18 protein-coding genes are annotated in these 23,204 nt (G+C 64.3%); 14 read left to right on the top strand and 4 right to left on the bottom strand.

Annotation, left to right across the window (positions count from 1 at the left end; genetic code table 11):
• Positions 1–10: 10 nt before the first annotated feature.
• Together ACTNBK_RS11085 and udk are read right to left on the bottom strand one after the other, a co-directional pair.
• Positions 11–1,414: an MBOAT family O-acyltransferase gene (locus ACTNBK_RS11085; RefSeq protein ID WP_441146102.1), complete on the bottom strand. Its 1,404-nt coding sequence runs from the start codon at positions 1,412–1,414 to the stop codon at positions 11–13.
• A 159-nt stretch (positions 1,415–1,573) separates the two neighbouring features.
• Complete coding sequence (gene udk / locus ACTNBK_RS11080; RefSeq protein WP_294511917.1) at positions 1,574–2,188, bottom strand: uridine kinase; 615 nt, start codon at positions 2,186–2,188, stop codon at positions 1,574–1,576.
• 222 nt (positions 2,189–2,410) lie between these two features.
• Here udk and ACTNBK_RS11075 point away from each other — a divergent pair, with 222 nt between their 5' ends.
• From ACTNBK_RS11075 to ACTNBK_RS11010, 14 genes are all read left to right on the top strand, one after another.
• On the top strand, positions 2,411–3,769 hold the full coding sequence (locus tag ACTNBK_RS11075) for a sigma-54 interaction domain-containing protein (RefSeq protein ID WP_441146100.1): 1,359 nt from the start codon (positions 2,411–2,413) through the stop codon (positions 3,767–3,769).
• A 301-nt stretch (positions 3,770–4,070) separates the two neighbouring features.
• A complete protein-coding gene (locus ACTNBK_RS11070; RefSeq protein WP_441146098.1) occupies positions 4,071–5,459 on the top strand; it encodes a CitMHS family transporter in 1,389 nt (462 codons plus the stop codon).
• A 47-nt stretch (positions 5,460–5,506) separates the two neighbouring features.
• Positions 5,507–6,853, top strand: a complete 1,347-nt coding sequence (locus tag ACTNBK_RS11065) for an acyclic terpene utilization AtuA family protein (RefSeq protein WP_441146096.1) — start codon at positions 5,507–5,509, stop codon at positions 6,851–6,853.
• A gap of 26 nt (positions 6,854–6,879) precedes the next feature.
• Positions 6,880–7,179: an AtuA-related protein gene (locus ACTNBK_RS11060; RefSeq protein ID WP_227604375.1), complete on the top strand. Its 300-nt coding sequence runs from the start codon at positions 6,880–6,882 to the stop codon at positions 7,177–7,179.
• A 136-nt stretch (positions 7,180–7,315) separates the two neighbouring features.
• Positions 7,316–9,412: a CocE/NonD family hydrolase gene (locus ACTNBK_RS11055; protein WP_441146093.1), complete on the top strand. Its 2,097-nt coding sequence runs from the start codon at positions 7,316–7,318 to the stop codon at positions 9,410–9,412.
• 139 nt (positions 9,413–9,551) lie between these two features.
• Positions 9,552–9,890: a PadR family transcriptional regulator gene (locus ACTNBK_RS11050; protein WP_441146091.1), complete on the top strand. Its 339-nt coding sequence runs from the start codon at positions 9,552–9,554 to the stop codon at positions 9,888–9,890.
• A gap of 238 nt (positions 9,891–10,128) precedes the next feature.
• Positions 10,129–10,896 (top strand): ABC transporter ATP-binding protein, encoded by a 768-nt coding sequence (locus tag ACTNBK_RS11045; protein ID WP_130848230.1) that lies wholly within the window; start codon positions 10,129–10,131, stop codon positions 10,894–10,896.
• Positions 10,886–12,736 carry an FtsX-like permease family protein gene (locus tag ACTNBK_RS11040; RefSeq protein ID WP_441146089.1) on the top strand — a complete coding sequence of 617 codons (1,851 nt, stop codon included), beginning with the start codon at positions 10,886–10,888 and terminating at the stop codon, positions 12,734–12,736. The genes ACTNBK_RS11045 and ACTNBK_RS11040 overlap by 11 nt, the downstream gene beginning before the upstream one ends.
• A gap of 135 nt (positions 12,737–12,871) precedes the next feature.
• Positions 12,872–13,126 carry a preprotein translocase subunit SecG gene (gene secG, locus ACTNBK_RS11035; protein WP_130848233.1) on the top strand — a complete coding sequence of 85 codons (255 nt, stop codon included), beginning with the start codon at positions 12,872–12,874 and terminating at the stop codon, positions 13,124–13,126.
• A 79-nt stretch (positions 13,127–13,205) separates the two neighbouring features.
• Entirely contained in the window at positions 13,206–15,341 is a 2,136-nt protein-coding gene (gene rnr, locus ACTNBK_RS11030; protein WP_441146087.1) for a ribonuclease R, read from the top strand.
• Positions 15,338–16,561, top strand: coding sequence for a beta-N-acetylhexosaminidase (nagZ, locus tag ACTNBK_RS11025; RefSeq protein ID WP_441146085.1), 1,224 nt, complete (start codon positions 15,338–15,340; stop codon positions 16,559–16,561). Before rnr ends, nagZ begins: the two co-directional genes overlap by 4 nt.
• 72 nt (positions 16,562–16,633) lie before the next feature.
• On the top strand, positions 16,634–16,999 hold the full coding sequence (locus ACTNBK_RS11020) for a BlaI/MecI/CopY family transcriptional regulator (protein ID WP_441146083.1): 366 nt from the start codon (positions 16,634–16,636) through the stop codon (positions 16,997–16,999).
• Positions 17,000–17,081: 82 nt separating this feature from the next.
• The gene (locus ACTNBK_RS11015; RefSeq protein ID WP_441146081.1) at positions 17,082–19,067 is read left to right on the top strand and encodes a M56 family metallopeptidase; all 1,986 of its coding nucleotides are present in this window, start codon (positions 17,082–17,084) and stop codon (positions 19,065–19,067) included.
• Positions 19,064–19,681, top strand: a complete 618-nt coding sequence (locus ACTNBK_RS11010; protein WP_441146079.1) for a hypothetical protein — start codon at positions 19,064–19,066, stop codon at positions 19,679–19,681. The genes ACTNBK_RS11015 and ACTNBK_RS11010 overlap by 4 nt, the downstream gene beginning before the upstream one ends.
• Before the next feature lie 67 nt (positions 19,682–19,748).
• On the opposite strand, the gene ACTNBK_RS11005 is transcribed toward ACTNBK_RS11010, so the two are convergent.
• Positions 19,749–20,297, bottom strand: coding sequence for a hypothetical protein (locus ACTNBK_RS11005; RefSeq protein WP_441146077.1), 549 nt, complete (start codon positions 20,295–20,297; stop codon positions 19,749–19,751).
• Positions 20,298–20,392: 95 nt separating this feature from the next.
• Positions 20,393–23,023, bottom strand: a complete 2,631-nt coding sequence (locus tag ACTNBK_RS11000; RefSeq protein WP_441146075.1) for a cation-translocating P-type ATPase — start codon at positions 23,021–23,023, stop codon at positions 20,393–20,395.
• Positions 23,024–23,204: the final 181 nt, after the last annotated feature.

Genomic DNA, 23,204 nt, shown 5'->3' with positions numbered 1-23,204 from the left:
CGGGCCTCCTTTAGAAGCGGAAATAGAGGAAGGGGTTGTAGGTGGCGTCCACCAGGTAGGCGGTGCAGAGGAGGAGCCCTGCCAGCAGGACCACCGGCAGGAGGACCTGCCCGGCCCGCCTGGGGAGCCGCCGCCACAGGGAGGCCATCAGGGGGGTGGAGGCCACGCAGGCGGCCAGGAGGGAGGGGCCGTAGGAGCCCAGGTAGTAGCCGAAGGCGCCGTCGGCCAGGCCGCCGCCGTTCAGGCCGAACATGGCGGAGAGGTAGCCGCCCAGCTGGCCAAAATCCTCCACGGCGAAGATGGCCCAGCTCACCAGCACCAGGAAGAGGGTGTAGATATGCTGGAGCACTCTGGGCCAGCGGTCGATCCACTTCTTGAGCCACAGCTTTTCCACCATGAGGAGGACACCAAAGTAGAGGCCCCAGAGGAGGAAGTTCCAGCTGGCCCCGTGCCAGATGCCGGTGAGGCCCCACACCACCAGCAGGTTGAAGCACAGCCGGCCCCGGGAGACCCGGTTGCCCCCCATGGGGATATAGACGTACTCCCGGAACCAGGAGCCCAGGGAGATGTGCCACCGCCGCCAGAACTCGGTGATGGAGCGGGAGATATAGGGGTAGTCGAAGTTCTTCAGAAACTCGAAGCCCAGCATCCGGCCCAGGCCGATGGCCATGTCGGAGTAGCCGGAGAAGTCGAAGTAGAGCTGGAGGGAGAAGGCCACCACCCCCAGCCAGGCCCCCAGGACGGTGAGCTCAGAGGTGGGGAGGGCCTTGTAGGCGTCCCAGAGCATACCCAGATTATTGGCCAGGAGCACTTTTTTGGCCAGGCCGATGACGAAGATCTCCACGCCGCTGGCAAAGCGCTCGGCGGTGTGGTCCCGGTGGTCCAGCTGCTCCCCCAGGTCCTTGTACTTGATGATGGGCCCGGCGATGAGCTGGGGAAAAAGGGTAACGAAGGTGCCGAAGCTGACGATGTTCCGCTGGACTTTGGCGTCCCCCCGGTAGACGTCGATGGTGTAGCTCATGGTCTGGAAGGTGTAGAAGGAGATGCCGATGGGGAGACTCACCCCCAGGATGGGCATGAAGTGGAGCCCCAGGGCGGACAGGCTGCCGGCCAGGAAGTCCCAGTACTTGAAGAAGAACAGCAGGGCCAGGTTGAAGATCACCGACGAGGCCACCGCCATCCGGGCTCCCCGGTCATTTCCCTTCTTCTTGCACTTGTCCACCAACATACCGTGGGTGTAGTCGATGGCGATGGAGGCAAACATGATGACGATATAGACCGGCTCACCCCAGCCGTAGAAGATCAGGTTGAAGATCAGCAGCACGCCATTGCGCCACTTCAGAGGCGAGAGGTAGTAGATCAAAAGCACAATGGGCAGGTAGGTGAAGAGAAAGAGCAGGCTGGAGAAAACCAAGCGCAAACACCTCAGTTCGATTCAATAGTCTCGGGGATAGTATGCCGCAGAAATGGAGAAAGCGGCGCAGCTTTTTCCTTTGACGCAGGTGGGAGGGGAAAAGTTCCCATATCATGTCAGAAAAAGTCCCCGCGCCGGGCGCGGGGACTCTCTGCTTTTTCAGCCGGCCACGTGGGCCCGGATGCGGCCGATGATCATATCCAGGGCCACCAGGTTGTGGCCGCCCTCCAGCACCACGATGTCGGCATACCGCTTGGAGGGCTCCACAAACTGCTCGTGCATGGGCTTGACGGTGGTGAGGTACTGCTTGACCACCGAGTCCAGGCTCCGGCCCCGCTTCTTCACGTCCCGCATGATCCGCCGCAGGATGCGCACGTCGGCGTCGGTGTCCACGAAGATCTTGATGTCCATCAGATCCCGGAGGGCCTGGTTCTCAAAGATGAGGATGCCCTCCACGATGATGACCTTGGTGGGACGCACCTCCACCGTCTCCCCGGAGCGGTCGTGGATGGTGTAGTCGTAGACGGGACAGTGCACCGTCTCCCCCCGGCGGAGGGCCTGGATGTCCCGGATCATCAGATCGGTGTCGAAGGCGTCGGGGTGGTCGTAGTTGAGCTTGGTCCGCTCCTCATAGGGCATCTCGCTGTGAGATTTGTAGTAGTTGTCGTGGTAGAGGACGCTCACGTCCTCCCCGAACTCCGCCTTGAGCTTTTCCGTCAGCGTGGTCTTGCCGGAGCCAGTCCCGCCGGCGATGCCGATGATCATGGTATCCATGTGGCTGCTCCACCGTCCTTCCTTTTCTTTCCTCCGTCGGAGGATCGTTCTCTCAGGGACCATTATAATGCCTCCGGGACAAAGCCGCAAGCCTTGAAAATCAAGGCCCGGGGCTTTCTTCCGGCTCCGCCCGCCCCGCCTCTTGCGTTCCCGCTGTCGGAAGGCTATAATCTAGGTGCTCAGCCGCAGCCGCGGCTGTCTTTGACAGGAAGGGTGTATTCCATGGAGCTCAACGCCGCCGCCCGCGCCGCCTTCGATGCCATGAGCGAGGGCATTACCATCATTGATACCAACGGGATCATCGTCTTCGGCAACCGGGCCTACCGGGATTTCCTCAATAAGGAGGCCGGCGGCGACATCGGCCCCATCGAGGGCTATCGCCTCCGGGACCTGCGCCCCGGCGCCCGGCTCCCCGAGGTGCTGGAGACCGGCAAGCCCCACCTCCACATCACCCGCCAGGAGATCCAGGACTTTTACTTCGTCAACATGTACCCCATTTACGAAAACAGCGCCCTCATCGGCGGTATCTCGGTGGTCACCTTCCTGGAGGACGCCTACCGCACCCGCCAGGAGCTGGACGCCATGGAGGCCAAGAGCCAGCGGGTCCTCCGCCGCCTGAACAAGGCCAACGGCGCCCGCTACACCTTCGACGACATCGTGGCAGTCTCCCCCCCGGTGGCGGCGGTGAAGGCCCTGGCCGAAAAGATCGCCGCCACCGACGCCACCGTTCTGCTGGAGTCGGAGAGCGGTACCGGCAAGGAGCTCTACGCCCAGGCCATCCACAACGCCAGCCCCCGCCGGGATGGGGTCTTCGTGGCCATCAACTGCTCCAACTTCAACGCCGACCTGCTGGAGTCCGAGCTCTTCGGCTACGCCGAGGGGGCCTTCACCGGCGCCAAAAAGGGCGGCAAGCTGGGCCTCTTTGAGGCCGCCGCCGGCGGCACCCTCTTCCTGGACGAGATCTCCGAGATGGACATCGGCCTCCAGGCCAAGTTCCTCCGGGTCCTCCAGGAGCACCGGGTCCGCCCCGTGGGCGGGCTCAAGGAGATCGACGTGGACATGCGGGTCATCGCCGCCTGCAACGCCGACCTGCCCCAGTATGTGCGGGACGGCAAGTTCCGAAAGGACCTCTATTACCGTCTGAGCACCTTTCCCCTCCACATCCCGCCCCTCCGGGAGCGGCCCGCCGACATCTCCCCCCTGGCCAACTCCATCCTCAACGAGCTCTCCCACAAGCTCCGCCGGCCCTTTACCCTCACCGAGGACGCCGCCGAGCGCCTCCGCTCCCACGACTGGCCCGGCAACGTCCGGGAGCTCCGGAACGTGCTGGAGTTCTCCGCCTACCTCACCCCCTCCGGCATCATCACCGCCGACGCCCTCCCCGGCGATCTGGGCCGGCCCAAGCAGGAATCCCCCGCCGACACCACCCTGGCCCAGCGGGTCCGTGCCTTTGAACAGCGGGAGATCCGCAAGGCCCTGGAGAAATACGGCTCCTCCCTGGAGGGCAAGAAAAAGGCCGCCGCCGAGCTGGGCATCTCTCTGTCCAGCCTCTACAACAAGCTGGGCTCCTCCCCCTCCTGACCAGAGTTCCAGGATCTTAGAATCTGCTTCTAAAATCCTGGAACACCCGCTTGAAACCTGCGTTTGGCGTTTTGGTCCTACCAATTCCACCGGATCCATTTCCAGAATTTTAGAATTTTTTCTCTCTTTTCCACCTCTTTCTGGAAAAGTCCGGAGCCCTTTTATTCCAAGGGTTTCCGGACTTTTTTGCACTTGTAACCGGTTTTGGCACAGCGCTTGCTTTTTAAACAAGTGCAATCAAAAAGAGAGGATTGCATCTCTGAAACGGGCTGCGGCCCGAAAAGAAAGAGGAGGTAAATCCATGTTAGCAGCACTCGGTTTCATCACGGTCATTGTCATGCTCGTCCTGATCATGACCAAGAAGGCCTCGCCGCTGGTGGCGCTGATCGCGGTCCCTGTGGTCACCGGCATCATCGCCTGCGCCTTCATTTCTGTCGTCCCTGAAGGGGCTCCCGAAGGCACCGCCGGTGTGGTGGACTTCGTGGCCAACTTCAAGAGCCTGGGCGGCATGATCACCGGTTCCAAGGGCATCGGTTCCGTTGCCGCCACCGGCGTCATGTTCATCTTCTCCATCCTGTTCTTCGGCATCCTCACCGACGCCGGCACCTTCCGCCCCATCATCAAGGGCATCCTGAACATGGTGGGCACCGATCCCGTGAAGATCGGCATCGGCACCGCCATCCTGGCCGCCATTGTCCACCTGGACGGCTCCGGCGCTGTCACCTTCCTGATCTGCGTCCCCGCCCTGCTCCCCCTGTATGACGCGCTGGGCATGCGCCACACCACCCTGGCCACCATCGTGGCTCTCTCCGCCGGCACCATGAACATCCTGCCCTGGGGCGGCCCCACCATCCGTGCCCACACCGCCCTCGCCACCATGGAGGGCACTGAGGCCACCGTTACTGAGTTCTTCATGCCTGTCCTGCCCGCCGTCCTGGTCGGTCTGGTGTGCGTGCTGGTCATCGCCGCCTTCCTGGGCAGCCGTGAGAAGAAGCGCATCGGCAACGTGGCCCTGCAGTCCGTGGGCCACACCGAGGCCGAGCTCACCGACGAGCAGAAGGCCCTCCTGCGTCCCCACCTCTTCATCGTGAACATCATTCTCATCGTCGCCGCCATCGTCTCCCTGCTCTTCTCCGGCTTTGCTCCCGCCGTGGTCTTCATGGTCTTCTATGTACTGGCCACCGTCATCAACTACCCCAGCGTCAAGGAGTCCAAGGCCCGCGTGGATGCCCACGCCAAGGAGTGCCTGATGATGTGCTCCGTCCTCTTCGCCGCCGGCTGCTTCACCGGCATCATGCAGGGCACCGGCATGATCTCCGAGATGTCCAACGCTCTGGTCTCCGTCATCCCCAACTCTCTGGGCCAGTTCTTCCCCCTGGTCATCGGTATCATCAGCATGCCTGCCTCCCTGCTCTTTGACCCCGACTCCTTCTACTACGGCGTGCTGCCCGTGCTGGCCGAGACCGCTCAGGGCTTCGGCATCGTGGGCGCCGATGCGGGCCGCGCCGCCATCCTGGGCCAGATGACCACCGGCTTCCCCGTCTCCCCCCTGACCGCCTCCACCTTCCTGCTGGTGGGCCTGGCCGGCGTGGACCTGGGCGAGCACCAGAAGAAGACCATTCCTCTGGCTTGGCTGGTCTCCCTGATCATGGTCGTGGTGGCCATTATCACCGGCGGTATCGCCATCTGATCCTGTCGTAACATCCATTCTGAATCGTTGGAAAGGAAGCTAATGCCATGAAAACCATCCGTATCGGCAGCGGCGCCGGCTATGCCGGCGACCGCCTGGAGCCCTCCCTGGAACTCATTGAAAAGGGCAACCTGGACTACATCAGCTACGAATGCCTGGCCGAGCGCACCATCGCCATCGGCCAGCAGGCCAAGCTGAAGGACCCCACCAAGGGCTACAACGGCCTGCTGGAGCACCGCATGGAGAAGGCCCTGCCCCTGTGCTGGAAGCACAAGGTCAAGCTCATCACCAACATGGGCTCCGCCAACCCCCAGGCCGCCGCTCAGAAGTGCGTGGAGATCGCCCGCAAGCACGGCCTCACCGGCATGAAGATCGCGTGCGTCACCGGCGATGACCTGCTGCCCGTCATCGACAAGTACAAGGACACCGAGGTGTGGGAGACCCACGAGCCCCTGTCCAAGCTGCCCGGCGAGATCGTCTCCGCCAACGCCTACATGGGCGTGGAGGGCATCCTGAAGGCCCTGGATCAGGGCGCCGACGTGGTCATCACCGGCCGTGTGGCCGACCCCGCCATCTTCATGGCCCCCGCCATCCACGAGTTCGGCTGGTCCCTGGAGGACTGGGACAAGCTGGGCAAGGGTACCATGATGGGCCACCTGCTGGAGTGCGGCGGCCAGGTCACCGGCGGCTACTTCGCCGAACCCGGCAAGAAGGACGTGCCCGGCGTGGGCCACCTGGGCTTCCCCATTGTGGAGATCTCCGAGGACGGCTCCTTCTTCGTCACCAAGGTCCCCGAGGCCGGCGGCAAGGTCACCGTGGAGACCTGCTCTGAGCAGATCGTCTACGAGATCCACGATCCCGAGAACTACCTGACCCCCGACGTGGTGGCCAACTTCAAGCAGGTCAAGTTTACCGAGGTGGAGAAGGATAAGGTCCAGGTGGAGGGCGCCACCGGCAAGTCCAAGACCGAGACCTTCAAGTGCTCCATCGGCTACCGCGACTGCTTCATCGGCGATGGCGAGATCAGCTACGGCGGCCCCGGCTGCGTGGCCCGCGGCAAGCTGGCCATCGACATCATCAAGGAGCGTCTGGCCCTGGTGGCTCCCAAAACCTTCGACGAGCTCAAGTTCGACCTCATCGGCTGCAACAGCCTCTACTGGAATCCCGACTACAAGTACAACGAGGAGCCCAGCGAGGTCCGCGTCCGTGTGGCCGGCCGCGCCAAGACCAAGGCCGAGGCCGACATCATCGGCAACGAGGTCGAGGCCCTCTACACCAACGGCCCCGCCGGCGGCTGCGGCGCTGTGAAGCGCACCCGCGACATCGTCTCCGTGGCCTCCATCCTGGTCAGCCGCTACGACGTCAAGCCCGCGGTCGAGATCTTTGAAGTCTGATTTCGTTAGAAAGGAAGCATAGAGCTATGAAACTCTGGGATATCGCGCACTCCCGTACCGGCGACAAGGGCAACATCTCCAACATCTCCCTCATCGCCTATGACCCCAAGGACTTTGAGCTCCTCAAGGAGAAGGTCACCGCCGAGAAGGTGAAGGAGCACTTCAAGGGCATGGTCAAGGGTGAAGTGGTCCGCTATGAGCTGCCCAATATCCACGCCCTCAACTTCGTGATGTATGCCGCTCTGGGCGGCGGCGTCACCCGCTCCCTGTCCGTGGACATGCACGGCAAGGGTCTGAGCTCCTATCTGCTGGACATGGAGATCTGATCTCCGTTCCAAATATACGTTTCCCATTCTCCCCAACACATTACACCGTTCTTTCGGTGGGGCGGCGCGCGGCCCTGCGGCTGCGCGCCGTTTTTTTCCCCACTTTGAGGAAACATCGTGCTAGGAGGTCCATGAAATGATGAAAAAGCAGCTCCTGTCCGCCCTGCTGGCAGGCGCCCTCTCCGTGTCCCTGGCCGTTCCGGCCCTGGGCGCCGAGGCGGAGCCCGCCGCCGCCCCCAGCTACCCCGTCCTCACCCAGGACGGCACCCAGTACGTCCCCCTGCGCTCCATCGCCGAGGACCTGGGCCTCTCCGTGGCCTGGGACCAGACCACCCTCACCGCCACCCTGTCCAACGGCATCTGGTCCATCCAGCTCCAGCCCATGGCCGGCACCGCCGACGTGAGCTATGTGGAGGGCGCCGTGGAGGCCCCCATCCTGCTCCAGGATGACCGCATCTACATCGACCCCGATTTCCTGTCCAAGTACGCCGACACGGTGGTGACCGTGGACGGCGATAGCGCCACCGCTGCCGCCGACGCTATGGCCGGCACCCGGAACGACATCCGCGCCAACGACTACGGCGTGAAGCAGTCCTATGAGTACGAGCGCTATGAGGTCATGGTGCCCATGGACGACGGCGTGAAGCTGCGCACCATCGTCTATAAGCCTGTGGGCGAGGGTCCCTGGCCCACCGCCTTCACCCGCGGGCCCTACCCCCAGCAGGAGGCCACCAAGGACGCCCTGGGCGAGGAATACGCCAGCCGCGGCTTCGCCTACGTTTACCAGTACTGCCGCGGCAAGGGCGGCTCTGAGGGCGAGTACGTGGCCAACGTGGACGAGCGGGCCGACGGCATCACCAGCCTGAACTGGCTCAACGACCAGGATTGGGTGGAGAGCATCGGCATACACGGCCATTCCTACCTGGCCCTCACCACCTGGATCGTGGGCGACGCCCTGCCTGAGAAGGTCAAGGCTCTCCACGCCCAGTGCTACGGCGTGCTCCGGAACCTCTCCGTGAGCCACTCCGGCCTGGTGGCGGCCGACAACATCATCGCCTGGACCATGCAGAACTGCACCGACGTCTACGACTACGACTACTATCTGGAGTCCGCCCAGTACCTGCCCGGCATCAAGGCCGACGACGACCTGTGGGGCGGCAACGTGGAAGGCTACGACGACTGGATCAACCACCCCGACTTCACCGCCCCCTACTGGGATGAGGGCTGCTGGGGCGATCTGAAGAACGCCATCCCTGAGATCGACGTGCCCGTGGCCATTTTCGGCGGCTACTACGACCACCACTACGAGGGCACCATCGAGGCCTGGAACATGCTCAGTGAGGAGACCCGCGCCCAGAGCCACATGGTCCTGGGTCCCTGGAACCACAGCTTCGGCTTCGCCACGTCCTGGAAGGGCGGCGAGAACTACACCTACGATGTGAACACCGACACCTTCAACTGGTTCTACAGCATCATGGTCAATGACACCGCTCCCGCCACCGGCGTGGACGCCTACGTGGTGGGCGACGACGAGTGGGTCCACCTGGACTCCTTCCCAATGGAGAGCGACGGTGCGCTCACCTACTACCTGACCACCGAGCCCACCGAGTCCAACGGCACCGCCTACCTCCTCTCCAGCGAGCCCGCCGCCGAGGCCGACACCATCAGCTACGTCTACGATCCCACCGATCCCAAGCTCACCGAGGGCGGCGAGTGCCTGCTCACCACCGGCAATCTCCGGGGCAGCAACGAGCTCTCCCCCGCCGGCTACCGGGACGACGTGATCAGCTTCGTCAGCGACCCCGTAGCCCAGGACACCACCCTGGCCGGCAATCTGGTGGCCGATCTCTTCGTCAGCACTGACGTGGAGGACACCGCCTTCACCTACACCATCAGTGAGGTGGATGCCAACGGCGTGGCCCACAACATCCGCAACGGCCTGCTGACCCTGGCCTACCGCAACGACCGCTACGCCCCCGCTGTGTACGACTACGTCCCCGGCGAGGTGGTGGAGATGAAGATCGAGTCCCTGCCCATCGTGTGGACCGTCTCCGCCGGCAACCGCATCCGCATCGACATCTCCTCCTCTGACTTCCCCGAGTTCACCAGCCACACCAACACCGTGGGCAACTGGGCCGAGCAGACCGAGACCAAGATCGCCAACCAGACCATCCACCTGGGCGGCGACTATCCCAGCTCTGTGACCCTGCCCACCCTCTCTGTGGCGGGCTGAGCATTCTGTTTCCCACCTTTCTAGAGGCCGAAGGCCGCGGGCAATGCCCGCGGCCTTCGGCCTTTTCTCTCCCTCTTGACAATAGATAGATTGTCGATATAATAATAGATAGATAATCTATCTATCAGGAGGTCTTGCCATGGCACGAGAAAAGAATATTCCAGGGGGCACAGGGATGCTGCTCCTCTCCCTCCTCTCCCGGCAGGAGATGTACGGCTACCAGATGATCACCGCCCTGCGGGAGCGGTCCAACCACGTCTTTGACCTGAAGGCGGGGACCCTCTACCCGCTCCTTCACACCTTAGAGGCCCAGGGCTACGTCACCTCCAGGGACGGGGAGGTTGGCGGCCGGGTGCGGCGGTACTACGCCATCACTCCCACGGGCCGGGGGGCCCTGGCGGAACAGGCAGAGCAGTGGCAGACCTACGCCGACGGGGTCCGTGGTGTCCTGGAAGGGGGCGTGTTCTGTGGCGCGTGAAGTTCTGGCGGATTACCTCACTGCCGTGGGCGCCCAGATCCGGTGGGAGCGGGCCCGGGAACCTCTGCTACCGACGCGGTGGGCTATGTGGAGGACAGCTACACCCTCACCCCGCCGGAGGACGTGGAGGTCTCCTAAATCCTGTCAGAAAAACTTTATCTTTTCTTCACTCCTTCTCAAGAGACCCTTACCTCCTTCGTGATAGCATGAAAGCATCACGAAGGAGGTCGTCTTTTCTATGGAACCCATACTGACTGTATCCCACCTGCAAAAGGTTTACGGCGCCAAGGGCAGCCGTACCCAGGCTCTGAGTGACCTGAGCTTTACGGTGGAGGAGGGGGAGTTCACCGGCATCATGGGGGCCTCCGGCTCCGGCAAAACCACCCTCTTGAACTGCATCTCCACCATCGACCGGCCCACCGGCGGCACCATCACCGTGGACGGCACCGACCTCACCGCCCTGAAGGGCAAGGCCCTCTCCCGGTTCCGCCGGGAACGGTTGGGCTTCATTTTTCAGGACTGCAACCTACTGGACACCCTCACCGGCTTTGAGAACATGGCCCTGGCCCTCACCATCCTGGGCACCGCCCCCAAGGCCATTGAGCGCCGGGTGCGGGAGGCCGCCGAATTGCTGGGCCTGGAGGGGGTGCTGGACAAATACCCCTACCAGATGTCCGGCGGCGAGCAGCAGCGGGTGGCCGCCGCCCGGGCCATCCTGACCCGGCCCGCCCTGGTGCTGGCTGACGAGCCCACCGGCGCTCTGGACTCCAAGTCGGCGGGGCAGCTGCTGCGGCAGCTCTCCGCCCTCAACCAGGAGGAGGGGACCACTATCCTCATGGTCACCCACGACGCCTTCACCGCCTCCTGGTGCCGGCGCATCCTCTTCATCAAGGACGGCGTTCTCTACCGGGAGCTCCGCCGGGGGGACCTGGACCGGAAGGCCTTTTTTGCCCAGATCCTGGGCGTGGTGAGCCTGCTGGGAGGTGACAGCGCCGATGTTCTGTAAGCTGGCGCTCCGCAACGTCACCCGGAGCCTGAAGGACTACGCCGTCTACTTCCTCACCCTCACCTTCGGCGTGTGCATCTTCTACATCTTCAACTCCCTGGAGAGCCAGTGGTGCATGCAGATGCTCTCCCGCTCGTCCCACTACATCGTGGACACCATTCTCATCTTCATGGACGTGTTCTCCGTCTTCGTGTCTGTGGTGCTGGCCTGCCTCATCCTCTACGCCAACACTTTTCTCATGAAGCGGCGGAAACGGGAGCTGGCCACCTACTTCCTGCTGGGCCTGCCCACGGGGAAGGTCTCACTGCTGCTGGTGCTGGAGACCCTGCTCATCGGCCTACTGTCCCTGGCCGCCGGCCTGCTGTTGGGCGTCCTCCTCTCCCACGGCCTGGCCCTCCTCACCATGGCCATGTTCGCCTCCTACCCCACCGATGAGTCCTTCGGCTTCATCCTCTCCTGGAAGGCCATCGTCAAGACCGTCCTCTACTTCGGTGTCATCTTCCTGGTGGTCATGGGCTTCACCGGCCTCTCCGTCTCCCGGGCCAAACTTATCGACCTCATCCAGGGAGGACGGAAAAACGAGGAGATGCGGGAACGCCCCCTGTGGCGGAGCGTGCTCACCTTCCTCCTGGGGGTGGTGCTGCTGCTCATCGCCTACGCCATGCTGCTCATCCGGGGCATCAACCGCATCGACTCCCTCTTCTTCCTCATGCTTGCCCTGGGCACCCTGGGGACCCTCCTCTTCTTCCGCTCTCTCTCCGGCTTCCTGCTGCGGCTGGTGAAGGGCCACAAAAAGCTCTACTACAAGGACCTCAACATGTTCGTCCTGCGGCAGTTCAACAGCCGCATCCACACCACCTATGTGTCCATGACGGTGATCTGCCTGCTGCTCCTGCTGGCCATCGGCGTCACCGCCTGTTGCGTGGGCCTCAACAACACCATTGGCGCCATGACGGACGCCTCCGCCCCCTACGACTTCACCATCCAGAATTACAGCGGGGACGTCTCTCCCACCGACATTCCCGCCCTTCTCGCGGAGAACGGTTTCGACCCTGATACCCAGCTGAAGGACGCCTGGTTCTGCAACTTCTACTACAACGACCCCGACCTCTCCGTCCCCGGTCAGGGCTCCTCCGACACCGTTCTCTCCCTCACCGACTACAACGCCCTCATGGCCCTCCAGGGAAAGTCCGGCCTCACGGAGGCCGAGCTGCCCCAGCTGCGGACGGAGGCCCTGGTCACCGGCTTCTCCGGCGTGGGGGTCTATCTGGTGGTGGACGACGCCATGGCATCCACCCTCTCCGTCCGGCGGCAGATCTTCGTGGGCAACTACGCCGGGGACCCCCAGGCCGCCGAGGCCGCCCTCACTGCCGCCCTGGACTCCCCCGACTTCTACGATACGGGCTCCTACAACACCACCACCAAACTCCAGATCTATCTGGAGAACATGGGCACCAAGATCCTGGTCCTCTTCATGGGCCTCTACCTGGGCCTGGTGTTCCTGGTCACCGCCGCTGCCGTGCTGGCCCTCCAGCAGCTCTCCCAGGCCGCCGACAACCAGCCCCGGTACGCCATCCTCGCTCGGCTGGGCGCCCCGGAGAACATGCGCAGCAAGGCCCTCTTCACCCAGGTCTTTCTCTCCTTCTTCCTGCCCCTGGCCCTGGCGGTGGTTCACTCCATCGTGGGCATGACGGCGGCCAACGCCGTCATCGCCTCGGTGGGCAGGGTGGACTCCGTCCAAAGCTCCCTGGTCACCGCCGTCCTCCTCCTGGTCATCTACGGCGCCTACTTCCTGGCCACCTACTTCGGCGCCCGGACTGTGGTCCGGGGGAACGGCTGAACCGCTCCCCACGCCCGCAAAACTTGGACTTGCATTCCCATGAAAAGTGTGTTATCATAATGATTACTGTTCGGGTGCATTGCGCCCATTTCACGCTGACCACGCCCTCCGGGGCTTGAAAGGAACGATGCTTTCATGGGTACGCTCAAGTTAGTCCTCACCATCGTCCAGGTGCTGGCCGCTCTGTTCCTCACCTTCGTGGTGCTGGCTCAGTCCGGTAAGAGTGCCGGCCTCTCCGGCGCCATCGCCGGCGGCGCCGACACCTTCCTCTCCAAGAACAAGGCCAAGAGCTGGGACGCCAAGCTGGCCCGCTGGACCAAGTGGGTGGCCATCGGCTTCATGATCTTGACTCTGGTGCTCTGCCTGCTGCCCGACGGGGCCGCCGCCTGAGCAAATCGGACGAAAATGGACCAAAAAAAGGACGTGCCCTTTTGGGCGCGTCCTTTTTTCGTTGCAGGCGGGCAAATTGGTGATATACTATGGAGGAAAGCACCCTTTCCGTCGGCGCAACAGACATCAGAATTACAAAGGAGAATCTTTTTTCATGAACTTACAGGGAACCTATCAGGCCACCGCCCGTGGGTTCGGCTTCTTTACGCCGGAGGGCGCGGTGGGCCGGGAGTCCGACCTCTTTGTGCCGCCCCGCTGCGACGGCGGCGCCTGGACAGGGGACAAGGTCACCGCCCAGACCAGTGCCGACCCCAAAGACCCCCAGCGGCAGATCGCCAAAATCACCGCCGTGGTGGAGCGGACCAACCGCACCCTGGTGGGCGCCGTGGAGCGCCGGGGCCGGGAGGTGTGGCTCCAGCCCACCAGCGACCGCTATCCCAACGCCGTGAAGGTGGTGGGCCGCTCCGCCGCCAAGCTGAAGGCGGGGGACAAGATCGCCGTGGCCGTCACCAGCTACGGCAGCGCCAAGCTGCCCCCCACGGGCACCTTCAAGCTCGCCTTCGGCAAGGAGGGCACCCGTCAGGCCGCCGTGGCCGCCCTCCTCTACGAGCACGGCATCGACCGGGACTTCCCCGCCCCGGTGGCCGCCGCCGCCCAGCTGGCGCCCCAGGAGGTGGACCCCGCCGCCTGCGTCGGTCGGCTGGACCTGCGGGACAAGACCATCATCACCATCGACGGCGCCTCCTCCAAGGACTTTGACGACGCCGTGAACCTGGAGAAGGACCAGGAGGGACACTGGGTCCTGGGGGTCCACATCGCCGACGTGTCCCACTACGTGACCGAAAACTCCCCCCTGGACCTGGAGGCCTTCCACCGGGCCACCTCGGTGTACTTCGCCGACCAGGTGGTCCCCATGCTGCCCGAGGAGCTCTCCAACGGCATCTGCTCCCTCAACCCCCACGTGGACCGGCTGGCCCTCTCCTGCATCATGACCATGGACGCCCACGGCCAGGTACTGGACCACAAGATCGTCAAGACCGTCCTCCGCTCCACCGAGCGGATGACCTATGACGACTGCAACATCCTCCTCAAGGACCAGGACCCCGCCCTGGCAGAGCGCTGCGCCCACATCCTGCCCATGCTCCGGGACATGGCGGGGCTGGCCAAGGTTCTGGAGAAGAGCCGCCGGGCCCGGGGCGCCCTGGACCTGGAGAGTCAGGAGTGCTATATCGTCTGCGACGAGAGCGGCGCTCCGGTGGACATCCGGGTGCGGGAGACTGGGGAGTCGGAAAAGCTCATCGAGTCCTTCATGCTGGCTGCCAACGAGTGTGTGGCCGAGCACCTCAAGAAGGCGGGCCTCCCCGCCGTCTACCGGGTCCACGAAAAGCCCTCCGAGGACAAGGTGACCAACCTGAAGGCCATGCTGGCCCCTCTGGGCATCGACCTGAAGCAGGCCGACAACGGCAGCCTCCAAAAGGTGCTGGAGGCTGTGAAGGGCACTCCCCAGGCCCCCGCCGTCCACACCATGGTCCTCCGCAGCCTCATGAAGGCCCGGTACGACACCGAGAACCTGGGCCACTTCGGCCTGGCGGCCAAGTACTACTGCCACTTCACCTCCCCCATCCGCCGCTACCCCGACCTCATGGTCCACCGCATCCTCACCGCTCTGCTGGACGGCTCCCTGGAGCAGAAGAAGGGAAAACTCACCGCCGCCGCCGACCGGGCCGCCAAGCAGTCCTCCGACCGGGAGATCCACGCCATGACCGCCGAACGGGACATCGAGAAGTGCTATATGGCTGAGTTCATGACCGCCCACGTGGGGGATACCTTCCAGGGCTCCGTCACCGGCGTCACCAAGTTCGGCCTCTTTGTGGGCCTCCCCAACGGCGTGGAGGGCCTCCTCCCCGTCACCGCCCTCCCCGACGACCGCTACGAGTACGACGAGGTCCGCATGACCCTCACCGGCGCCCGGACCAAGTTCACCTACACCTTCGGCATGCCCCTGGAGGTCCTCTGCGCCGCCGCCAACCCCGGCTCCGGCCAGATCGACTTCACCCTGCCCGGGGTGATCCCCGCTCCCCAGCCGGCCCGGCCCGCCAAGCCCGTGAAGGAGGCCGGGCGGCCGCCCAAGGGCAGGGGCGGCAGAGGCCGCAAGCCCTCCTCCAAGCCCGGCTACCGGCCTCCCAAGCCGGGGAAAGGAAAGAAAAAGCGATGACAAAACGGCATTTTACCGCCGCATTATTGCTTATTGTATTCCTTTTTGTCGCCGGATGCCAGGCCGCCCCCACTTCATCGGCCTCTCCGTCTCCCACGCCGCCCCCCACGCCCAGCGCAACGCCCACACCCACGCCGACCCCCACCCCAGACCCGGTGGAGGCGGCCCTCTCCACCATGACCACCGAGGAGAAGGTGGGCCAGCTCCTCATTGCCGGCTTCTACGAGACGGAAGCCGGTGAGGAGGCCCGGTCCTACATCCAGGACTGCCACGTGGGCGGGCTCATCCTCTATGGCCGGAACGTGGAGAGCGCCCAGCAGCTCACCGACCTCACCAACGGTCTGAAGGCCCTGGCGGGCGGCGGTGTCCCCCTCTTCCTCTCCACCGACCAGGAGGGGGGTATGGTGGAGCGGATGCCCCTGGAGGTCCAGCGGCTGCCCAACGCCTACGACGTGTCCGACCCGGCGGCCTTCGGCTCCACCCTGGGGGCGGAGTGCGCCGCCTTCGGCCTCAACACCGACTTCGCCCCCTCCCTGGACATCTGGTCCAACCCCAACAACACCGTCATCGGCAAGCGTGCCCTCGGCTCCGACGCCGAAACCGTCACCCAGCGCGGGCTCGCCTGTCTCACCGCCATGGAGGAGAGCGGCACCATCCCGGTTATAAAACACTTCCCCGGCCACGGGGACACCGATACCGACTCCCACGTGGGCCTGCCGGTGGTGGACAAGACCCGTGAGGAGCTGCTGGAGATGGAGCTTCTCCCCTTCCAGGCCGCCATCGACGCCGGCGCTCCCGCCGTCATGGTGGCCCACATCCTCATGACCCAGATCGACCCGGACCGGCCCGCCACACTGTCCCACGAGGTGGTCACCGGTCTTCTCCGGGAGGAGCTGGGCTTTGACGGGGTGGTTTTTACCGACGACCTCACTATGGGGGCCATCACCCAGAACTACGGTCTGGGGGAGGCCGCCGTGCTGGCCGTGGAGGCCGGGTGCGACGTGCTGCTGGTCTGCCACGAGGCGGGCAGCGTGGAGGAGGTCTACACCGCCCTCCTGGACGCCGTGGACGCCGGCCGCATCACTGTGGACCGGCTGGACCAGAGCGTCCAGCGCATTCTCACCCTGAAGCAGAGCTACGGCCTCACCAATGACCCGGTGGACCTCCCCGACCTGGACGCCCTCAACGCCCGGGTGGCCGCCGTCAATGGTCTGGTGTGAGAAGCCCTTGACAGATGCCTCCTACAGGTGTAGTATCTTGGTAGAGATGCTACACTTGTAGGAGGTGTTTTTATGCCCCGACTCAGCGACAGCGAGTGGCAGGTCCTCACCGCATTGTGGGACAGCGGCGGCGCCAGTCTGGGGGAGGTGGTGGAGGCCCTCCGCCCCGCCACCGGCTGGAGCCGAAACACGGTGCTCACTTACCTCACCCGGATGGAGAAAAAGGGGCTGGTGACCATCGGCAAGGAAAACTATCCCCACACCTACCGGGCCGCCCTGGACCGGGAGACCTGTCAGGCCCAGGAGCGGCAGAGTTTTCTCACACGGGTATACCGGGGCTCCGCCGGGGACCTGGTGGCCGCCTTTTTGAAGGAGTCCCCCCTCTCCGCCGAGGAGCGGGACCGGCTCAAGACCCTGCTGGACGACATGGAGGTTTAATCTTCTTTTAGCCAGAACACGGCTACAAGTCTCGCACAGCACAACTAAAACCGCCCCATCCCTGTTGAATCGAGGTGACAGTATGACCGACCTGTGGTCCTTCCTCCTCCAGACCCTCACCGCCTCCGGAGCGGCCGTCTTCCTGCTGGTGGTCAAGTACCTGTTCCGTGACAAGCTCTCCCCCCGGTGGCAGTTCGGCATCTGGGGCTTGTTGGCCCTGGTGCTCCTCCACCCCGCCGGGCAGGGCGGGCGGTACGTCCTCCTCAACTGGCCGCTGTGGCTGGAGACCCTCAAGACCGCCCTCACCGGGGACTACTCCCTCATCCGTGTGATAGCCCCCATCCCCCTGCCCGCCCCCCTGGGCGGACCCCAGACGCCCCTGGACGTCCTCTATTTCCTCTATGTGGCCGGGGTGGTGGTGCTGCTGGCGTGGTACGCCCTCACCTATCTCCGGCTGCGGCTGGCCCTCCGCCGGGGGAGCCTCGCCGACGACGCCCAGCTCCGCCGGGTGGCGGCACAGTACGACCTCCCCCTCTGCCGGGCGGTGGAGGTGGAGGGACTGCCCTCCGCCTTCGTCTGCGGGGTGGTCCGGCCAGTGCTGGCCCTCCCCGCCGGGCAGGCGGTGGACGACAAGGTGCTCCTCCACGAGCTTTTGCACCTCAAGTATCACGATGCCGCCTGGGGCCTCCTGATCTGCCTCTTCCGGTGCCTCCACTGGTGCAATCCCCTCCTATGGTACTGCGCCGACCGGGCGGGCAACGACGCCGAAGCCCTCTGCGACCAGCGGGTGCTGGAGCGGCTGGAGGGGGAGGACCGCCGGGACTACGGCCGCATCCTCCTCTCCATGGCCTCGGGCAAGTATGCCCGGGCAACCGGCACCTCCTCCATGGCCAACGGCGGGCGCAACATTCGGGCGCGCATCGAGGCCATCGCCCGTTTCAAGCGCTATCCGGCGGGGATGGCCCTGGCCTCGGTATGCGTGGCGTTGGTGCTCCTCTTCCCCCTGGTCCTGGGTCAAGGTCAGACCTTGGCCAAGGCCAACGGCCTGGGGCACTCCGGCGAGCTGGAGTTCCACACCGCCATGGCCTCGGCCCGGCTCACCCCCTGCACCACCGCCGCCGGCGCCTTGGACACCTACGGCAAGGCGGTCATCGAACAAAACGGCATCTACCGGGCTCTGTGCGCCCCGATTGACCAGCAGGCCGATCTGGCTTCCCAGATGGAGTCCTTCGCCCACGGGCCCGACCACTGGGTCCACGAGCACTGGGAGAGTGGTCTCCCCGGCCGGGCTGACCAAACTGTGGGCTATTTCCTCTACAACCTGACCGAAGCGGACGGCGGCTATACCGCCGTAATGGTCTTTCCCCTCCAGCTGGCCTATCTGGACGGCCCCGATGCCCCGCCGGTCCGTGAGAGCGAGGAGGGCTATGCCTACGCCGCCTGGCAGACCGTCCGGGCGGAGCGACAGGGGGACCGCTGGGTGGTGATCCCCCAGGGGGACTTCCAGGTGTCGGAACTCCAGCAGGCCTATGACGACAGCGTGAGCCTGCTCACCTGGGGTGATCCTGCCCTCCCCGCCGCCGTCACCTACGCCGCCGATGTGGACGGCCTCCGCCTGGAAATCGCCTATCAGACCGTCCACACGGTGGACAGCACAGTGGAGACTGGCGGCTCCTGGTTTTCCGGACCCTCCACCTCCTTTGACACCACACCCAAGCCCAACGCCCAGTTTGACGCCGCCAAGGAGTACTACTATTTCACCGGCACCGAGACCGTCCCCGGGGCGGTGGACCGGCTGAACCGTTACGCCGCCGCTCCGGTCTACGCCGACGGCAGCGGACCCTCCCTGGTATTCGGCACCGGCCAGGGCAGCAGCAGCGACGGCACCTTCTGGGGCAATGCCTGGGACAGCGGCGGCCTGCAAAGCGGCGGCGGCTCCGGCTTCAGGGACGACCCCAATGAAGCGCCGGTGTGGCCGGACCACTACCGCATGGTCCTCTCCTATGTGGACGGCCGGGAGGAGCAGATCGTGGAGCTCCGGCCCGTGGAAGGAGGGAATGCGTCGTGATCCCAGACCATGAGAAGCTGTACCGTGGGGTGTCCCACGCCGCCTGGGCCTACTTCTTTCTCTACTTCAACGTCAACCTAAACACCATCAACATCCTCCCCAACTTCGTGTGCTACCTCCTGCTGTGGTCGGCCATCGGCTGTCTGGAGGAGGAGGAGCGGGACCTCACCCTGCTGCGGCCCCTGTGCGTGCTGCTGGGGGTATGGGCGGGGGCGGACTGGGTCTTTACCCTCTTTGGCGGGACCCTGGACGGACAATTTCGGCCCATGGACCTACTCATCTCCGTGGCGGCCATCTACTTCCACTTCCAGCTCTTCACCGACTTCGCCCACCTGGCGGCGCGCTACCAGCCCCAGGGAGAGGAGCTGGACCGGAGCCTGCTGCGGCTGCGGACGGTCCACACCCTCCTCCTCACCGCCTTTGCCGTTCTGGGCTACTGCTTCCCCAACGGGGCGCAGTTCACCTTCCCGGGCAGCTCCCTGCCGGAGGGGGTGGCCACATTCCTCCTCCTTGGCATGGCCCTGGCGGCCATGCTTGTCGCCCTGATGCTCATGTTCGGGCTCTTTTCCCTGCGCAGATGTTTCCAAACGCCGAAGGCCCCTGTTGACCTGTGACCGTTCAAAAAAGCGTGTGCCCCACGGAAGTTGTTCCGTGGGGCACACGCTTTTTCTTGCTCGGGCGTTATTCTGCCGGCGGGGCGTCAGAGCCGCCGCCCTCCGGGGCGGACGCGCTAACCGGCGCAGGGCTGGAGCTGGCGGCTCCAGCGTCGGCCGACGGCGCTGCCGATTCCTGGACGGACTGCTCCTCATCCTCACTTACCCGGTCACACTTGTCCGGGTCCTCCTTCGGCTCCCGGACGGCCATGGCCATCATATAGAGCTTCGGGTCGTGCTTGATGAGGTAACGCAGATCCTCCGGGGGCACCCTGTCTCCGGAGCGGATGTTGGCGGCGATCTTGGCGCACTCCTTCATGACCTCCAGGTCCTCTTTCAGGCTGCTCCACGGCTCGTCATCCTCCTGTTCCCAGGGCCGCATCAGCTGTTCCAGAGCGCTTTTTTCCCGGTCCTCCTGGGCCGACTGCCGGGCCATCCTGCGCAGCAGCTCCATCGCCTGCTCTGAAAGGTCCACCTGATCAGTCTTGGGCCGGAGCGGAGCTGTTCCGCTCCGGACAGGAGCCGCTTTGGACGGCATTTGGATCGAAGTGGTTCTATCCACTCTGGTCGTCTCCATAGCGATCCCTCCTTTTGCCCATGGGCAAGGTCTCTATTGGTTATATCGGCCAATTTGTCCCAAACAAAAGGCATCGGAGGGCATCATTCTGCTTTTTACTTCCGCCGGGAAGCCTGGACGGCGTCGTTGATGACCTTGTAGATCTGGATGACCACCGTAGGCAGGAAGGCCAGCAGGACCACCAGGCCGATCTCCTGCATGGTGAAGGGGGCCACCTCGAAGAGGGTATTGAGGCCGGGGATGAAGAGAACGGCGGCCAGGAGCACCACGCCGGCGAAGAAGGCGCCGATGCTGGCCTTGTTGGTGGTGAGGCCGATGCGGAAGATGGAGGGGAGACCGCGGCAGTTGAAGCCGTGGAAGAGCCGGGCCAGGGTGAGGGTGGAGAAGGCCATGGTCATGGCCAGCTCGGCGCCGGCATCCCGGAGGCCGATGAAGTAGGCGGCCATGACGGCCACGGCGATGATGGCGCCGTAGGCAAAGATCTTGCCCAGGAGGCCCTTGGTGAGGATGGGCTCCTTGGGGTCACGGGGCTTCTGGTCCAGCAGGCCGCCGGTGGCCGGCTCCACGCCGATGGCGATGGCGGGCAGGGAGTCGGTGAGGAGGTTGATGAACAGCAGGTGCACCGGGGCGAAGGGGACGGAGAGGCCCAGGATGGAGGTGATGAGGACGCAGAGGATGCCGGCCATGTTGCCGGAGAGGAGGAAGTTGATGGAGTTCTTGATGTTGGTGTAGACGCCCCGGCCGTTGACCACCGCCTTGACGATGGTGGCGAAGTTGTCGTCGGCCAGGATCATGGAGGCGGCGTCCTTGGAGACCTCGGTGCCGGTGATACCCATGGCCACACCGATGTCGGCGGCCTTGAGGGCGGGGGCGTCGTTGACGCCGTCGCCGGTCATGGAGACGATCTTGCCCTTGCGCTGCCAGGCGGACACGATGCGGATCTTGTGCTCGGGGGACACCCGGGCGTAGACGGAGATCTTCTCCAGCCGCTGGTCCAGGTCGGCGTCAGTCATGTTGTCCAGCTCCACGCCGGAGACGGCCTCGTCCCCCTCCCGGAAGATGCCCAGCTGCTTGGCGATGGCGGAGGCGGTGACCTTGTGGTCGCCAGTGATCATGATGGTGCGGATACCGCCCCGCTTGGCGTCGGCCACGGCCTGGATGGCCTCGGGCCGGGGCGGGTCGATCATGGAGATGAGGCCGATGAAGGTGAAGTCCTGCTCGTCGTCCAGGGTGAGGGTGTGGTTCTCCGGCAGCTCTCGGTAGGCGAAGGACAGGACCCGCAGGCCCTCCATGGAGAGCTCCATGTTCACCCGGGAGATGCGCTCCTTCCACTCGGGGGTCATGGGCACCTTGCCCTCCCGGGTGAGGACGTGGGTGGACCGGGCCAGGAGCACGTCGATGGCGCCCTTGGTGTAGAGGGTGGGCACGCCATCGATGTCGTGGAGGGTGCTCATGAGCTTCCGGTCGGAGTCAAAGGCCAGCTCCCCGATGCGGGGGTGCTGCTGGCGGTAGGCCACCTCGTCGATCTCCAGCCGGTCGCCCAGCATGACCAGAGCCACCTCGGTGGGGTCGCCGATGCCGGTGCCGGTGGCCGGGTCGGTGGTGGCGTCGCTGGCCAGGAGGGCCGCCTTCAAAAGAAGCCGCTGGACATCGTTGACCAGGTCCAGGTCGTTGCCCTCCAGCAGGGAGCCGTCGGCATAGATCTTCTGGGGGGTCATCTTGTTCTGGGTCAGAGTACCCGTCTTGTCCGAGCAGATGACCGACACGGCGCCCAGGCTCTCCACCGCCTTCAGGTCCTTGATGATGGCGTTCTCCTTGGCCATCTTCTGGGTGCCCAGGGCCAGGACGATGGTGACGATGGAGGAGAGGGCCTCCGGGATGGCGGCCACGGCCAGGGCCACGGCGAACATGAGGGAGTCCAGAATGGGCATCTCCCGGTAGAGGGACAGGCCGAAAACCAGCACGCAGATGGCCATGATGACGATGGCCAGCTTCTTACTGAAGTCGTCCAGAGACTGCTGGAGGGGGGTCTTGCGCTGCTGGGTCTGGTTCATGAGGGCGGCCACCTTGCCCAGCTCGGTGTCCATGCCGGTGCCGGTGACCACCACCAGGGCCCGGCCATAGGTCACCAGGGAGCCGGAAAAGACCATGTTCTTCCGGTCGCCCAGGGCCACCTCGTCGCCGGGGATCACGTCGGCGGTCTTCTCCACCCCCTCGCTCTCGCCGGTGAGGGAGCTCTCATTGACCTTGAGGGAGTAGTTTTCCAGAATACGGCCGTCGGCCACCACCATGTCGCCGGCCTCCAGCTCCACGATGTCGCCGGGGACGATCTGGGCGGAGGGGATGACGGTGCGCTTGCCGTCCCGCAGCACCTTGGCTGTGGGGGAGGACATGGCCTTCAGACTCTCCAGGGACTTCTCCGCCTTGAAATGCTGGACGGTACCCAGGATGGCGTTGAGGATGAGGACGGCGAAGATGACGATGGTGCTCTCCAGATTGCCGGAGACGGCGGAGATGACGGCGGCCACCAGCAGGATGACCACCAACAGGTCCTGAAACTGCTCCAGGAATACCTGGAGGCCCGATTTCTTCTTGCCCTCGGCCAGGGCGTTCTTGCCGAACCGCTCCAGCCGCTCCGCCGCCTGGGCCGAAGTGAGGCCCGTCCGGGCGGACTCCACCGCCTTTAGGGTCTCCTCCGGGGTGCGGTTGAAAAAGGCTTTTTCCATGCTGCACACTCCTTTTACAGGTTATCTTGCCCCGGGAACAGCCACCGATTCTCCCGCCGGAACAATAAAAAAAGACTTTTGAGTATACACTCCGCCCCAGCGAAGTACATACTCAAAAGTCTTGTCACCGTCACCGGCGTCCTCCCCCAGGCCAAAGGCCGTGATGTTGAAGGAGGAACTT

Source organism: Intestinimonas sp. HCP28S3_D6 (assembly GCF_052065695.1).
Taxonomy (GTDB): Bacteria; Bacillota; Clostridia; order Oscillospirales; family Oscillospiraceae; genus Intestinimonas.
Note: the sequence above shows the minus strand (reverse complement) of the source record. Positions and strands in the feature narration are given on the sequence as shown.